A 15,798-nucleotide genomic window follows, 5' to 3' on the forward strand; every position below is an offset into this window, starting at 1 on the left:
CACTCTGGTCTACTACCCGATACTTGGCCTAGACTGAACCCCAACAGCTACGCCCCGCGTCCCGCTTCGTTTTTAAGGCCCTTTGCATGTCCGATCCTCGCTATCAGGTCGACGTCAGCGTCGTCACCCGCTATCTGGCAGAACAATCGCAACCCGAGCACGACCGCTTTGCCTTCGCCTACACCATCACCGTGCAAAACAACGGTGAAATGCCCGCCAAACTGCTTTCACGGCACTGGGTCATCACCGATGGTGACGGGCATGTCGAAGAAGTGCGCGGTGCAGGCGTGGTCGGCCAGCAACCGTTGATCGAGCCCGGCAAGAGCCACACCTACAGCAGCGGCACGGTCATGACCACCAAGGTCGGCACCATGCAAGGCACCTATCAGATGCTGTCCGACGACGGTAAACATTTCGATGCCATCATCGCGCCCTTCCGCCTGGCGGTGCCCGGAGCCCTGCACTGATGGCAACGTACGCTGTCGGTGACCTGCAAGGCTGTCTTCAGGCCCTGCAATGCCTGCTCAAACAAGTGGCGTTCGACCCGAAACGCGATCGTCTGTGGCTGGTGGGCGACCTGGTCAACCGCGGCCCGCAGTCGCTGGAAACCTTGCGCTTCCTCTACAGCATTCGCGAATCGCTGGTGTGCGTGCTCGGCAACCATGACCTGCACTTGCTGGCGGCCGGACGCAATATCGAACGCCTGAAGAAGGCCGACACCCTGCGCGAGATCATTGAAGCGCCCGATAGCGCTGAACTGCTCGAATGGCTGCGCCAGCAAAAACTCATGCACTACGACGAACAGCGCAACCTTGTACTGGTCCATGCCGGCATTCCACCGCAGTGGTCGCTGCGCAAGGCCTTGAAATGTGCCGCCGAAGTCGAGGCTGCCTTGCGTGACGACAACCTGTTGCCGCCCTACCTCGATGGCATGTACGGCAACGATCCGGCGAAATGGGACAACGACCTCAAAGGCGTGACGCGCCTGCGGGTGATCACCAACTATTTCACCCGCATGCGCTTTTGCACCGCCGAAGGCAAACTCGACCTCAAGAGCAAGGAAGGCCTCGATACCGCACCACCTGGCTACAAACCCTGGTTCCAGCACAAGGAACGCAAGACCAAGAACCTGAAAATCATTTTCGGTCACTGGGCAGCACTGGAAGGCAACGTCGAAGAGCCGGGTATTTCGGCGCTCGATACAGGCTGTGTCTGGGGCGGCGCCCTGACCCTGATGGACGTCGACAGCCTTGAGCGCCTGTCCTGCAAATGCGACGAACACGGCCATGCCGTGCCGCCAGTCGCCTCATCCATTTCCCAAACATCGCCAGCCAGCGCCCCGCGCTAGACTGCCCATTCAGCCGAGCCACAGGAGCCCGCCATGAGCGAATTCAAACGTATTCCCCCGGAACAGGCCCAGGCCCTGCGCGAACAAGGCGCAGTGGTGGTCGACGTCCGCGACCCGGCCACTTTTGCCGCCCTGCACATCGCAGGTTCCAAGCATCTGGACAACCATTCCCTGCACGCTTTCATCCAGGGTGCCGACCTCGATGCACCGACCGTGGTGGTCTGCTATCACGGCAATTCCAGCCAGGGCGCGGCCGCTTACCTGATCAGCCAGGGCTTCTCCGACGTCTACAGCATGGATGGCGGATTCGAGTTGTGGCGTACGACGTATCCTGCGGAAACGGCGCAAGGCACCACTGAATAATTTTTTTGTAACGTTGCAGGCCCCGGCTCCCGCGGGCTAGCGCGGTGGCAGACGAACGGTCTGCCACAACTAATTACGTATCTCGCCTTTACCTCCCGAATTCCCAACTATCCTTAAGCCCAGGCCATCCAAAACAGGGGAGAGCCGGTACACCGGCGCACGGGTCATCGGGAGTAGCTTTCGGAGTAGTCAGCTCCGGGAGAGTTCTGGGGGGTAAACAGCAATCGCCTGTTCGGTTGCTGCCAGCATCGACTGAGTGATCCGGCGTCGGCTCCACGTATCGAGCGAGGTGACGTCATGAGTATCTTTAGCCACTTCCAACAACGCTTCGAGTCCACACGCCAGGAAGAACTCTCTCTGCAAGAGTATCTTGAGCTGTGCAAACAGGACCGCAGCGCCTACGCCTCCGCCGCCGAGCGTCTATTGCTGGCCATCGGTGAACCGGAACTGCTCGACACCTCGACCAACTCGAGACTGTCGCGCATCTTCTCCAACAAGGTCATCCGCCGCTATCCGGCCTTTGAAGACTTCCACGGGATGGAAGAATGCATCGACCAGATCGTGTCGTATTTCCGCCATGCCGCTCAGGGCCTGGAAGAGAAGAAACAGATCCTGTACCTGCTCGGCCCTGTCGGTGGCGGTAAATCGTCCCTGGCCGAGAAGCTCAAGCAACTGATAGAAAAAGTGCCCTTCTATGCAATCAAGGGCTCGCCGGTTTTCGAGTCGCCCCTGGGTCTTTTCAACGCCACCGAAGATGGCGCGATCCTCGAGGAAGACTTTGGCATTCCACGGCGCTACCTCAACACCATCATGTCGCCATGGGCGACCAAACGCCTGGCCGAATTCGGTGGCGACATCAGTCAGTTCCGCGTGGTCAAACTCTACCCGTCGATCCTCAACCAGGTCGCTGTGGCCAAGACCGAACCTGGCGACGAAAACAACCAGGACATCTCGGCGCTGGTGGGCAAGGTCGATATCCGCAAACTGGAGGAGTTCCCGCAAAACGACGCCGACGCCTACAGCTACTCGGGCGCCCTGTGCCGGGCCAACCAGGGCCTGATGGAATTCGTCGAAATGTTCAAGGCACCGATCAAGGTGCTGCACCCACTGCTGACCGCCACCCAGGAAGGCAACTACAACAGTACCGAAGGCCTCGGCGCGATTCCGTTCACCGGGATCCTGCTGGCGCACTCCAACGAATCGGAGTGGCACACCTTCCGCAACAACAAGAACAACGAAGCCTTCATCGACCGGATCTACATCGTCAAAGTGCCGTACTGCCTGCGGGTCAGTGACGAAGTGAAGATCTACGACAAGCTGCTGTTCAACAGTTCGCTGGCCAAGGCCCATTGCGCGCCGGATACCCTGAAGATGCTGGCCCAGTTCACCGTGCTCTCGCGCCTCAAGGAGCCGGAAAACTCCAACATCTACTCGAAGATGCGCGTGTACGACGGCGAGAACCTCAAGGACACCGATCCGAAAGCCAAGTCGATCCAGGAATACCGCGACAATGCGGGCGTCGACGAAGGCATGAACGGTCTGTCGACCCGCTTCGCGTTCAAGATCCTGTCGAAGGTGTTCAACTTCGACCCGCACGAAATTGCCGCCAACCCGGTGCACCTGCTTTACGTGCTGGAACAACAGATCGAGCAGGAACAGTTCCAGGCCGAGACCCGCGAACGCTATCTGCGCTTCCTCAAGGAGTACCTGGCACCGCGCTACATCGAATTCATCGGCAAAGAGATCCAGACCGCCTACCTCGAGTCCTACAGCGAGTACGGCCAGAACATCTTCGATCGTTATGTGCTGTACGCCGACTTCTGGATCCAGGACCAGGAATACCGCGACCCGGAAACCGGCGAGATCCTCAACCGCGTAGCGTTGAACGAAGAACTGGAGAAAATCGAAAAACCGGCCGGCATCAGCAATCCGAAGGATTTCCGCAACGAAATCGTCAACTTCGTACTGCGCGCCCGGGCCAACAACAACGGCAAGAACCCGACCTGGCTCAGCTACGAAAAACTGCGGGTGGTCATCGAGAAGAAAATGTTCTCCAACACCGAGGACCTGCTGCCGGTCATCAGCTTCAATGCCAAGGCCAGCAAAGAGGACCAACAGAAACACAACGACTTCGTCACACGGATGGTCGAGCGGGGCTACACCGACAAACAGGTACGACTGCTGTCCGAGTGGTACCTGCGGGTCAGAAAATCACAGTAACCCGCTGCCGGTCAGACCGGTTGTCGTCAGCCAGAGGCCTGTGTACGCGTTTTCTGTTACACAGACCTCTGGAAGGTGTTCGAAAGTCGGTAGCGAGGTACAGGCAGCATCCAAAAGCGCTTGGGGGAGCGTGAACATCCCTTGGCACCGGTCCGATGCTGCATAACCGCTCGCCCCTTTCAGGACAGCTTCTAAGGAGCAGTCATGAGCTATGTGATCGACCGACGTCTCAATGGCAAGAACAAGAGCACGGTGAACCGCCAGCGTTTTCTGCGGCGCTACCGTGATCACATCAAGAAGGCTGTCGAAGAGGCGGTCAGCCGGCGCTCCATTACCGATATGGAACACGGCGAACAAATCAGCATTCCCGGCCGCGACATCGACGAGCCGGTGCTTCATCACGGTCGCGGTGGCAAGCAGACGGTCGTGCACCCGGGCAACAAGGAATTCACCAGCGGCGAACATATTGCCCGCCCACCGGGAGGCGGTGGCGGCCGAGGCCCCGGCAAGGCGGGCAATTCCGGCGAGGGGATGGACGAATTCGTCTTCCAGATTACCCAGGAAGAGTTCCTCGAGTTCATGTTCGAGGACCTCGAACTGCCCAACCTGGTCAAACGCAACCTGACCGGCACCGACACCTTCAAGACCGTGCGCGCCGGGATCAGCAACGAGGGCAACCCGTCGCGGATCAACATCATCCGCACCCTGCGCTCAGCCCACGCCCGGCGCATCGCCCTATCCGGCAGCAGCCGCGCAAAACTGCGTGAAGCCAAGGAAGAACTTCTGCGACTCAAGCAAGAAGAACCGGACAACTTCGGCGATATCCAGGAAATCGAAGCAGAAATCGAAAAACTCAGCGCGCGCATTCACCGTATACCGTTTCTCGACACATTCGACCTCAAGTACAACCTGCTCATCAAACAGCCCAACCCCAGTTCCAAGGCCGTGATGTTCTGCCTGATGGACGTGTCCGGCTCGATGACCCAGGCGACCAAGGACATCGCCAAGCGCTTCTTCATCCTGCTGTACCTGTTTCTCAAGCGTAACTACGACAAGATCGACGTCGTGTTCATCCGCCACCACACCAGCGCCCGCGAAGTGGATGAAGAGGAGTTTTTCTACTCCCGGGAAACCGGCGGCACCATCGTCTCCAGCGCCTTGAAACTGATGCAGGAGATCATGGCCGAGCGTTATCCGAGCAACGAGTGGAACATCTACGCCGCCCAGGCCTCAGACGGTGACAACTGGAACGACGACTCTCCGATCTGCCGCGACATCCTGATCAACCAGATCATGCCATTCGTGCAGTACTACACTTACGTTGAGATCACCCCGCGCGAACACCAGGCCCTGTGGTTCGAGTACGAGCGCATCGCCGAAGCCTTTTCCGATACATTTGCCCAGCAACAACTGGTCTCGGCCGGGGATATCTATCCGGTCTTCCGTGAACTCTTCCAGCGCAGGTTAGTGACATGACCGCCAAAGAGCAGAAACGCCAACCCATTTCCACCGGCTCCGAATGGACGTTCGAGCTGATCCAGGCCTACGACCGCGAAATCAGTCGTATTGCGGCCGGTTACGCACTCGATACGTATCCCAACCAGATCGAAGTGATCACCGCCGAACAGATGATGGACGCCTACGCCTCGGTCGGTATGCCGCTGGGTTATCACCACTGGTCCTATGGCAAGCACTTCCTCAGCACTGAAAAGTCCTACACCCGCGGCCAGATGGGGCTGGCGTACGAGATCGTGATCAACTCCGACCCATGCATCGCCTACCTGATGGAAGAAAACACCATCTGCATGCAGGCGCTGGTGGTGGCCCATGCCTGCTACGGGCACAACAGCTTTTTCAAAGGCAATTACCTGTTCCGCACCTGGACTGACGCCAGTTCGATCATCGATTACCTGGTGTTTGCCAAGCAGTACATCATGCAATGCGAAGAACGCCACGGTATCGACGCGGTCGAGGATCTGCTCGACTCCTGCCATGCGCTGATGAACTATGGTGTCGACCGCTACAAACGCCCTTATCCGATCTCCGCGGAGGAAGAACGTCGCCGGCAAAAGGACCGGGAAGAACATTTACAGAAACAGATCAACGATCTGTGGCGCACCATTCCCAAGGGCGCGGACAAGTACAGCGACAAGGACAACGCACGCTTCCCCGCCGAACCCCAGGAAAACATCCTGTACTTCATCGAAAAACATGCGCCGCTGCTGGAGCCATGGCAGCGGGAAATCGTGCGTATCGTGCGCAAGATCGCCCAGTATTTTTATCCACAGCGTCAGACCCAGGTCATGAACGAGGGTTGGGCCACGTTCTGGCACTACACACTGATGAACGACCTGTACGACGAAGGCCTGGTCACCGACGGCTTCATGATGGAGTTCCTGACGTCCCACACCAGCGTGGTGTTCCAGCCTGGCTTCGATAGCCCCTACTACAGTGGCATCAACCCCTACGCCCTGGGGTTTGCCATGTACCGCGACATCCGCCGCATGTGCGAAGAGCCTACGGAAGAAGATCGCCGCTGGTTCCCTGACATTGCCGGTACCGACTGGCTGGCAGCCATCAAGTTCGCCATGAGCAGCTTCAAGGATGAGAGCTTCATCCTGCAGTACCTGTCGCCCAAGGTGATCCGCGACCTGAAGCTGTTCAGCATTCTCGATGACGACCAGAAGGACGACCTGCTGGTGCCCGCCATTCACGACGAAGGTGGCTACCGCATCATCAGGGAAACCCTCGCGGCACAGTACAACCTGGGCAATCGCGAGCCCAACGTGCAGATCTACAGCATCGACCGTCGCGGTGACCGCTCCCTGACCCTGCGTCACCAGCAGCACGACCGCAAACCGTTGGGGGACTCGACCGAAGAAGTGCTCAAACACCTGCACCGCCTCTGGGGCTTCGACATTCACCTGGAAACCCTGCAAGGCGATCAGGTCATGAAAACCCACCATGTGCCGCCCAGAAGCGAGCACAGCGAAGGTGATTACGGCCGCCTGGACCTGGCCGTCATCCATCTTTGATCCGGTTTGTGCCTCCGAAAGCTCGATGTAACGGTTATCCTGTCGAGCTAACGGAGGTTTTTTATGCGTATTTATAAAGTCGGCGGTGCGGTACGTGATCGCCTGCTGGGTAAACCGGTTACCGATATCGACTGGGTTGTGGTCGGCGCTACCACCGAAGAAATGCTCGCCAAGGGCTTTCGCCCGGTGGGCGCGGACTTCCCGGTGTTCCTTCATCCCAAAAGCAGTGAGGAATACGCCCTCGCCCGCACCGAGCGCAAAAGCGGACGCGGTTACGGCGGGTTCACTTTTCACGCCAGCCCTGAAGTCACCCTCGAAGAAGACCTGATCCGCCGCGACCTGACCATCAATGCCATGGCCGAGGACGATCAGCAGAACCTGACCGACCCGTACCACGGCCAGCGTGATCTTGAAGCGCGCCTGCTTCGCCATGTTTCCCCGGCATTTGCCGAAGATCCACTCCGGGTCCTGCGTGTTGCCCGCTTCGCGGCGCGCTACGCGACGCTGGGTTTTACCGTTGCCCCGGAAACCCTGGCGCTGATGCACCAACTCAGCGAGTCAGGTGAACTTGAAGCGCTGACCCCTGAGCGCAGCTGGAAGGAAATTTCCCGCGCCCTGATGGAAGATCAGCCACAGGTATTTGTTGAGGTTCTGCGCGCATGCGGCGCACTCAAGGTTCTGATGCCCGAGGTCGACGCGCTGTTTGGCGTACCGCAACCACCCGCCCATCACCCGGAAATCGATACAGGTGCACATACCCTGAGCGTGTTGCAGCAAGCCGCACTACACAAACAGCCACTCACCGTGCGCTGGGCGTGCCTGCTGCACGACCTGGGCAAGGGACTGACGCCAGAGGATGAATGGCCGCGACACATTGCCCACGAGTTCAAGGGCCTGAAGCTGATCAAGGCGGTCAATGAACGCTTCAAGGTGCCGAAGGACTGCCAGGAACTGGCGCTGCTGGTGGGCGAGTACCACACCCATGGGCATCGCGCCCTTGAGCTGAAGCCATCGACATTGCTGGAATTGTTGCAAAGCTTCGACATTTACCGTCGGCCACAGCGGTTCGAGGAGTTCATCGCCGCCTGCGAGATGGATGCGCGTGGGCGCAAAGGGCTGGAAGAAAGAAGTTACCCACAGGCAGATTACTTGCGCGGCGCGGCAACTGCGGCGCGTAGCGTGGCGGTTCAGCCGTTGCTGGAGAAAGGCTTCAAGGGGCCGGAGTTGGGGGAGGAGATCAAGCGCGAGCGGCTCAAGGCGCTGAAGGCTTACAAAGAGGCGACGTCTGTCTGAAAAGCTTCGCGAGCAAGCCCGCTCCCACAGGAATTGCATCGTATCTGTGGGAGCGAGCCTGCTCGCGAAGACGTCAGTTAGGTCACAACAAATCTGAAGGTGTCAGCTGTTCACCGCGCCATTCGAACGCTACTGGCGCCAACACCTGATCGATCTGCGCTTCAGCCCACAAAGTCGCAAAACTCTTGCCTGCGCCCGGGTGCACGCGATCCGGCGCTATCAACGACAACGGCCACAGAACGAACGCATTTTTCAGAATTTCTGCCCGCGGCAAGATCAAGCCATCGAAATTGCCCACCTGGTCACCGAACAACAATACGTCGATATCCAGCGGCAAACCTCGGCGATCCGGTGCGTAACGACCGTTATCCGCCTCAATGAACTTCAATCGACGATCAAGTTCCATCAGCGGCAGATCGGTATACGCCGACACCACGAAATTGAAGAACGGCCCGCTCTTGATGCCCACCGGCTGGCTTTCGAACACCGCCGAACAGCGGATATCGACAAGGAATGCCGCCAGAGCATCGAGTCCCGCCCGCAAATGGGTTTCACGCTCGATATTGCTACCGAGCCCGAGGTACACCTGAGTCAGCGACATCCGCGCTCGATCTCCACGCCCACACCGCCGGTGGCCGCCGGGACGGCCCCGGGCTTGGTCAGCTTAAGGCGCATCCAGGTGATCTTGAATTCGCTCATCAGCACTTCAACCAGGCGCTCGGCAAAGGTTTCCACCAACTGGAATTGCGCCTGCTCGGCAAACGCCTGGATGCGCGAGGAAACACTGGCGTAGTCGAGCGCCAGGGTCAGGTCATCACCGGCTGCGGCCGGGCGATTATCCCAGGCGAAACTCAGGTCAAGACGCAAGCACTGTCGGATGCCTCGCTCCCAGTCGTAGGCACCAATCACCGTGTCGACTTCCAGGCCCTCGATAAACACTCTGTCCAAGCACTTCTCTCCGCTACACGACAAGGGCGCAATGCGCCGTTAGAATCAGGGCTTCCTCGCCCGGAATAGTTAGCATGTTTTGGTTATTGGCGATCCTCGCCTACCTGCTCGGCTCTCTGTCCTTTGCCATTTTGCTCAGCCGCATGACCGGTAACCCCGATCCGCGAATGAGTGGCTCGGGCAATGCCGGTGCCACCAACATGTTGCGCCTGGCCGGCAAGAAGCTCGCCATCCTGACCCTGCTCGGGGACCTTTGCAAAGGCCTGCTGCCGGTACTGATTGCGCGTCTTGCGGGTCTTTCGCAGCAGGAACAGGCCTGGATCGGCGTCTATGCCGTCATCGGCCATCTGTTTCCGTTGTACTTTCGCTTTCGCGGCGGCAAGGGCGTCGCCACCGCTGCCGGCATGTTGCTGGGACTGTACCCGCCCGCTGCCCTTCTGGCGGTCTGCACCTGGCTCTTGACGTTCTACCTGACCCGCACCAGCTCCCTGGCCGCCCTCATCGCCACACCGCTGACCTTGCCGTTGCTGGCCTGGCAAGAACCGGCCGCCCTGCTGCCCATGAGCACGCTCACCGGGCTGATCGTCTGGCGTCATCGCGGCAATCTACGCGACCTGTTTGCCGGGCGCGAACGGCATTTCTAGCCGCCGGACATGAGCACCGCTCATCACAATGCGGTCAACTGCTCCATCGGCCAACGCGCCTGCACGCTGATCGCCAGGCTTTCCTGCTGACCGGCCTGCAAGCGCTGGCAGCCGGCAAAGGCAATCATCGCGCCGTTATCGGTGCAGAACTGCGCACGGGCATAAAACACATCGCCCTTCATGTCGCCGAGCATTTTCTCCAGGGAAGTGCGCAACGCCTTGTTGGCACTGACGCCCCCTGCAATCACCAGGCGCTTCATGCCAGCGGCCTTCAGGGCACGCTTGCACTTGATGGTCAAAGTCTCCACCACGGCCTGCTGGAATGCCAGCGCGATGTCGCAACGGGCTTGCTCTCCGTCGTCCCCGGCGTTGACGCACTGTTGCCAGGTGTTCAGCGCAAAGGTTTTCAGGCCACTGAAGCTGAAATCCAGGCCCGGACGGTCGCACATCGGCCGCGGGAAGACGAAACGCCCTGCAACGCCTTGTTCTGCAAGGCGAGCGATCTCCGGTCCGCCCGGATAATTGAGCCCCATCATCTTGGCCGTCTTGTCGAAGGCCTCGCCGGCGGCGTCATCCAGGGTCTCGCCCAGAAGCGTGTACTGACCGATTCCGTCGACCTGAACCAGTTGCGTGTGACCACCCGACACCAACAAAGCGACGAACGGAAATTCCGGCGGTTGCGACTCCAGCATCGGCGCCAGCAAATGGCCTTCCATGTGATGCACGCCCAGGGCCGGAATGCCCCAGGCAAAGGCCAGCGCCTGAGCACAGGAAGCCCCTACCAGCAAGGCACCAACCAGGCCAGGACCCGCGGTGTAGGCGATCGCATCGATCTCGGTCGGCACGCAGTCGGCCTCGGCCAACACCTGACGAATCAAGGGCAGCATGCGTTTGACGTGATCGCGTGAAGCCAGCTCCGGCACCACGCCACCATAGGCACGGTGCAGGTCGATCTGACTGAACAACGCGTCGGCCAGCAGGCCGCGTTCACTGTCATACAATGCGACACCAGTTTCGTCGCAGGAGGTTTCTAATCCCAGTACTAGCATGGGTTTGCGCCTTGTTTAGGCTGAATTCGAAGGCGCGCATAATAGTCGTCGCGTGATGCCCCGACCAGCGGTTTTCGATCAGAGGCTTTGCATTCCGAGCGATGAGGGGTTAACATCCGCAACCCTTAAAAACCGACGTCTTCAAGTGCTCTTTTGCCGCGAGGATGTTGACCCCGGTAATGAATGAAGGTAGCTCTGGATGCCAGCCGTCAAAGTAAAAGAGAACGAACCCTTCGACGTAGCTCTGCGTCGTTTCAAGCGCTCCTGCGAAAAAGCCGGTGTACTGGCTGAAGTTCGTAGCCGCGAATTTTACGAGAAGCCAACTTCTGAGCGTAAGCGCAAAGCAGCAGCCGCTGTTAAGCGTCACGCCAAGAAAGTTCAGCGCGAACAGCGCCGCGCCGTTCGTCTGTACTAATACACAGACGATCGTAGCAAGCTTCTGCCAAGCCCGGCCCTCAGCCGGGCTTATGGCATTTGCGTAAAACGCTTGATGCTTCACTGTCAAAGCCGCAGACGCGACCGAGACAAATCTGCTTCACCGCGTCAGACCTGGCTCTTTTGCCAGCGGTGCACGTCTTTTCTGACGAGCCTTTCAAGGCTACTGACGAGCACACCCACTGATTCCTCTCACGACGATCAGCCCAAGGCACCTGCTTGCGTGCCAGATGATGAGCTATCCGGGGCCTTTGATTGGCCACAGCGGATTCAGCGCAACACATTCAAACAGTCGAATACTGATTGGCATTAACGTCAGTGGATTTTCGGCAGATACACTTCCCGACAGCGATTACGCAGACGACACTGGTCGAGCCGCACACTTTGCGCGCCTCAAACAATGACCGCGTTCGGTCGCCGTACGTTTCGGGTTCCTTTTCAGCGCAGATGACGAGAACGCCATGGCCGGGCTAATTCCCCAGAGCTTCATTGACGACCTTCTGAACCGCACCGACATCGTCGATGTGGTCAGCTCGCGCCTGCAATTGAAAAAGGCCGGCAAAAATCACACTGCCTGCTGCCCATTCCACAAGGAAAAGACTCCGTCGTTCAGCGTCAGCCCCGACAAGCAGTTCTATTACTGCTTCGGCTGCGGCGCCGGCGGCAACGCCCTCGGCTTCATCATGGACCACGACAACCTGGATTTCGTCCAGGCTGTCGAAGAACTGGCCAAAGCCGCCGGCATGGAAATCCCCCGCGAAGAAAGCGGCCGGCCGCACAAACCGCGACAGCCGACCGATTCGCCGCTGTATCCACTACTGAGCGCCGCTGCCGACTTTTATCGCCAGGCCCTCAAAAGCCACCCATCGCGCAAGGCTGCCGTGGAATACCTGAAAGGTCGCGGGCTGACCGGCGAAATCGCCCGGGACTTCGGCCTGGGCTTTGCTCCGCCTGGCTGGGACAACCTGTTCAAGCACTTGAGCAGCGATACCCTGCAACAGAAAGCCATGATCGATGCCGGCCTGCTGATCGAAAACGCCGAAAGCGGTAAACGCTACGACCGCTTCCGCGACCGCGTGATGTTTCCGATCCGCGACAGTCGCGGGCGCGTCATCGCCTTCGGCGGCCGGGTATTGGGCGACGACAAGCCGAAATACCTGAACTCCCCGGAAACCCCGGTTTTCCATAAAGGCCAGGAACTCTACGGCCTGTATGAAGCGCGCAAGACCAACCGCAACCTCGACGAGATCATCGTCGTCGAGGGCTACATGGACGTTATTGCCCTGGCCCAGCAAGGCCTGCGCAATGCCGTCGCGACCCTGGGCACCGCCACCAGCGAGGAACACCTCAAGCGGCTGTTTCGCGTCGTGCCCAGCGTGCTGTTCTGCTTCGACGGCGACCAGGCCGGCCGCAATGCGGCATGGCGGGCGCTGGAGGCGACACTTTCGAGCCTGCAGGACGGTCGTCGCGCACGCTTTTTGTTCCTGCCCGAAGGCGAGGACCCGGACACTCTGGTCCGCTCCGAAGGCACCGACGCCTTTCGCGCACGGATCAACCAGCACGCGCAGCCACTGGCCGATTACTTCTTCCAGCAACTGACGGAAGAAGCCGACCCGCGCTCGCTTGAGGGCAAGGCCCATATGGCCACCCTCGCCGCGCCGTTGATCGACAAAGTCCCGGGCGCCAACCTGCGCACCCTGATGCGTCAGCGCCTGAGCGAAATCACCGGCCTGAGCGGTGAAGCGGTCAGTCAGCTGGCACAAAGCGCCCCGCAAGAAGCACCGCCGGCCTACGACCCGGGCATCGATTACGACGCGATGCCCGATTACAGCGACTATCATCAGCCGCAGGCACAGGAAATGTATGTGCCGCAGCAGGAATGGACGCCGAAGAAACCCGGTGCAGGAGGCAAGAAATGGGACAAGAAACCGTGGGACAAGAATGGCAAACGGGGCGGTGATCGTGATCAACCCCGCGCGCCACGGGTGCCCGCCGCCGTAGAACCGCCAACCCTCGCCGCCTTGCGCACGTTGCTGCATCACCCGCAACTGGCCGAAAAAGTCGAGGATGCCGGGCACTTCGCCGCCGAGGATCACACCAACACGCAATTGCTGGTGGCGCTGCTCGAAGCTGTACAGAAGAATCCCAAGCTAAACTCAATTCAACTGATTGCGCGTTGGCACGGCACAGAACAAGGCCGCTTGCTCAAGGCCTTGGCGGAAAAGGAATGGCTGATTGATGGAGATAACCTTGAACAACAGTTTTTCGACACCATTACTAGCTTGTCAGCCCGCCAACGCGAGCGAAACCTGGAACAACTTCTGCGAAAAGCGCGTCAAAGCGAATTGACCAGCGAAGAGAAAAATCAACTGCGCGACCTCTTGAGTCGCAATGTTTCCGCATCAAACCCGACCTCAACTGGCGCGTGAGGTCATAGCTCAGGTATAATCCTCGGCTTGTTTTTTGCCCGCCAAGACCTTCAGTGGATAGGGTGTTATGTCCGGAAAAGCGCAACAGCAGTCTCGTATCAAAGAGTTGATCACACTTGGTCGTGAGCAGGGCTACCTGACTTACGCGGAGGTCAACGACCACCTGCCGGAGGATATTTCAGATCCGGAACAGGTGGAAGACATCATCCGCATGATCAATGACATGGGGATCAACGTATTCGAGGTTGCGCCAGATAAGGATTCCCTTATGCTGGCCGACGCCGATACCGACGAAGCCGCAGCCGAAGAGGCCGCTGCAGCGTTGGCTGCGGTCGAGACCGACATTGGTCGCACTACCGACCCGGTGCGCATGTACATGCGCGAAATGGGTACGGTGGAGCTCCTCACGCGTGAAGGCGAAATCGAAATCGCCAAGCGTATTGAAGAGGGCATCCGTGAGGTGATGAGCGCAATCGCGCACTTCCCTGGCACGGTTGATCATATTCTCTCCGAGTACACCCGCGTCACCACCGAAGGTGGTCGCCTGTCCGACGTTCTGAGCGGTTATATCGACCCGGACGACGGCATCGCGCCGCCTGCGGCAGAAGTGCCGCCGCCGATTGACGCGAAAGCCGTCAAGGCGGATGACGATTCCGACGACGAAGAGGGTGAAGCCTCCGATGACGAGGAAGAAGCCGAAAGCGGTCCGGATCCGATCATCGCTGCACAGCGTTTTGGCGCTGTGGCCGATCAGATGGAAATCACCCGCAAGGCGCTGAAAAAGCACGGTCGCAACAACAAGGCAGCGATTGCCGAGCTGTTGGCCCTGGCCGAGCTGTTCATGCCGATCAAACTGGTGCCGAAGCAATTCGAAGGCCTGGTCGAGCGCGTTCGCAGTGCCCTGGATCGCCTGCGTCAGCAAGAGCGCGCAATCATGCAGCTCTGCGTTCGTGATGCGCGCATGCCGCGTGCCGACTTCCTGCGCCAGTTCCCGGGCAACGAAGTCGACGAAAGCTGGAGTGATGCCCTGGCCAAAGGCAAAGGCAAATACGCTGAAGCCATTGGTCGTCTGCAGCCGGACATCATCCGTTGCCAGCAGAAGCTGACCGCGCTGGAAACCGAAACCGGTTTGACCATCGCCGAGATCAAGGACATCAACCGTCGCATGTCGATCGGTGAGGCCAAGGCCCGCCGCGCGAAGAAAGAGATGGTTGAAGCCAACTTGCGTCTGGTGATCTCCATCGCCAAGAAGTACACCAACCGTGGCCTGCAATTCCTCGATCTGATCCAGGAAGGCAACATCGGCTTGATGAAAGCGGTAGACAAGTTCGAATACCGTCGCGGCTACAAATTCTCGACTTATGCCACCTGGTGGATCCGTCAGGCGATCACTCGCTCGATCGCCGACCAGGCCCGCACCATCCGTATTCCGGTGCACATGATCGAGACGATCAACAAGCTCAACCGCATTTCCCGCCAGATGTTGCAGGAAATGGGTCGCGAACCGACCCCGGAAGAGCTGGGCGAACGCATGGAAATGCCTGAGGACAAGATCCGCAAGGTATTGAAGATCGCTAAAGAGCCGATCTCCATGGAAACCCCGATCGGTGATGACGAAGACTCCCATCTGGGCGACTTCATCGAAGACTCGACCATGCAGTCGCCAATCGATGTTGCAACCGTTGAGAGCCTTAAAGAAGCGACTCGCGAAGTACTGTCCGGCCTCACTGCCCGTGAAGCCAAGGTATTGCGCATGCGTTTCGGTATCGACATGAATACCGACCACACCCTTGAGGAGGTTGGTAAGCAGTTCGACGTGACCCGTGAGCGGATTCGTCAGATCGAAGCCAAGGCGCTGCGCAAGCTGCGCCACCCGACGAGAAGCGAGCATCTGCGCTCCTTCCTCGACGAGTGATCACAGAACCCCCGGCCCAGGCCGGGGGTTTTGCTTTGTACAGATTAAATCCCCCTGCTTCCCCCCTCCGCCCTGTAGCCGTCTACACTCGAAACATTCCCCCGAGCCATAACGAGACC

Annotated in this window: 14 protein-coding genes; 11 read left to right on the plus strand and 3 right to left on the minus strand. The window is 59.0% G+C overall.

Annotated features, from left to right (window positions below; translation table 11 throughout):
* The first annotated feature begins 86 nt into the window (after window positions 1–86).
* From apaG to AC1RP7_RS25950, 7 genes are all read left to right on the plus strand, one after another.
* On the plus strand, window positions 87–467 hold the full coding sequence (apaG, locus tag AC1RP7_RS25920) for a Co2+/Mg2+ efflux protein ApaG (protein ID WP_095944860.1): 381 nt from the start codon (window positions 87–89) through the stop codon (window positions 465–467).
* Complete coding sequence (locus tag AC1RP7_RS25925; RefSeq protein ID WP_493183153.1) at window positions 467–1,348, plus strand: symmetrical bis(5'-nucleosyl)-tetraphosphatase; 882 nt, start codon at window positions 467–469, stop codon at window positions 1,346–1,348. The genes apaG and AC1RP7_RS25925 overlap by 1 nt, the downstream gene beginning before the upstream one ends.
* Window positions 1,349–1,381: 33 nt before the next feature.
* On the plus strand, window positions 1,382–1,711 hold the full coding sequence (gene glpE / locus AC1RP7_RS25930) for a thiosulfate sulfurtransferase GlpE (protein WP_008051614.1): 330 nt from the start codon (window positions 1,382–1,384) through the stop codon (window positions 1,709–1,711).
* Window positions 1,712–2,008: 297 nt separating this feature from the next.
* A complete protein-coding gene (locus AC1RP7_RS25935; RefSeq protein ID WP_057713069.1) occupies window positions 2,009–3,931 on the plus strand; it encodes a PrkA family serine protein kinase in 1,923 nt (640 codons plus the stop codon).
* Window positions 3,932–4,135: 204 nt separating this feature from the next.
* Window positions 4,136–5,407: a YeaH/YhbH family protein gene (locus tag AC1RP7_RS25940; protein WP_057713068.1), complete on the plus strand. Its 1,272-nt coding sequence runs from the start codon at window positions 4,136–4,138 to the stop codon at window positions 5,405–5,407.
* Window positions 5,404–6,966, plus strand: a complete 1,563-nt coding sequence (locus tag AC1RP7_RS25945; RefSeq protein ID WP_057713067.1) for a SpoVR family protein — start codon at window positions 5,404–5,406, stop codon at window positions 6,964–6,966. The genes AC1RP7_RS25940 and AC1RP7_RS25945 overlap by 4 nt, the downstream gene beginning before the upstream one ends.
* Window positions 6,967–7,029: 63 nt before the next feature.
* Window positions 7,030–8,259, plus strand: a complete 1,230-nt coding sequence (locus AC1RP7_RS25950) for a multifunctional CCA addition/repair protein (protein ID WP_493183151.1) — start codon at window positions 7,030–7,032, stop codon at window positions 8,257–8,259.
* Window positions 8,260–8,341: 82 nt separating this feature from the next.
* Here AC1RP7_RS25950 and folK read toward each other — a convergent pair whose 3' ends face one another.
* Both folK and folB read right to left on the minus strand, forming a co-directional pair.
* Window positions 8,342–8,860, minus strand: coding sequence for a 2-amino-4-hydroxy-6-hydroxymethyldihydropteridine diphosphokinase (gene folK, locus AC1RP7_RS25955; protein WP_407516239.1), 519 nt, complete (start codon window positions 8,858–8,860; stop codon window positions 8,342–8,344).
* The gene (gene folB / locus AC1RP7_RS25960) at window positions 8,851–9,207 is read right to left on the minus strand and encodes a dihydroneopterin aldolase (protein ID WP_008051601.1); all 357 of its coding nucleotides are present in this window, start codon (window positions 9,205–9,207) and stop codon (window positions 8,851–8,853) included. Before folB ends, folK begins: the two co-directional genes overlap by 10 nt.
* A 74-nt stretch (window positions 9,208–9,281) precedes the next feature.
* On the opposite strand from folB, the gene plsY reads away from it, so the two are divergent.
* Window positions 9,282–9,851: a glycerol-3-phosphate 1-O-acyltransferase PlsY gene (plsY, locus tag AC1RP7_RS25965; RefSeq protein WP_057713064.1), complete on the plus strand. Its 570-nt coding sequence runs from the start codon at window positions 9,282–9,284 to the stop codon at window positions 9,849–9,851.
* A 23-nt stretch (window positions 9,852–9,874) separates the two neighbouring features.
* Here the strand turns inward: plsY and tsaD are convergent, their stop codons facing one another.
* Entirely contained in the window at window positions 9,875–10,900 is a 1,026-nt protein-coding gene (gene tsaD, locus AC1RP7_RS25970) for a tRNA (adenosine(37)-N6)-threonylcarbamoyltransferase complex transferase subunit TsaD (protein ID WP_057713063.1), read from the minus strand.
* A 199-nt stretch (window positions 10,901–11,099) separates the two neighbouring features.
* Here tsaD and rpsU point away from each other — a divergent pair, with 199 nt between their 5' ends.
* The 3 genes from rpsU (at window position 11,100) to rpoD (ending at window position 15,679) form a co-directional block, all read left to right on the plus strand.
* Window positions 11,100–11,315, plus strand: a complete 216-nt coding sequence (rpsU, locus tag AC1RP7_RS25975) for a 30S ribosomal protein S21 (RefSeq protein ID WP_002551877.1) — start codon at window positions 11,100–11,102, stop codon at window positions 11,313–11,315.
* 481 nt (window positions 11,316–11,796) lie between these two features.
* Window positions 11,797–13,764 (plus strand): DNA primase, encoded by a 1,968-nt coding sequence (gene dnaG / locus AC1RP7_RS25980; protein WP_008051597.1) that lies wholly within the window; start codon window positions 11,797–11,799, stop codon window positions 13,762–13,764.
* A 67-nt stretch (window positions 13,765–13,831) separates the two neighbouring features.
* The gene (gene rpoD, locus AC1RP7_RS25985) at window positions 13,832–15,679 is read left to right on the plus strand and encodes an RNA polymerase sigma factor RpoD (RefSeq protein ID WP_057713062.1); all 1,848 of its coding nucleotides are present in this window, start codon (window positions 13,832–13,834) and stop codon (window positions 15,677–15,679) included.
* Window positions 15,680–15,798: the final 119 nt, after the last annotated feature.

The organism is Pseudomonas sp. GW822-FHT01E03 (assembly GCF_058802985.1).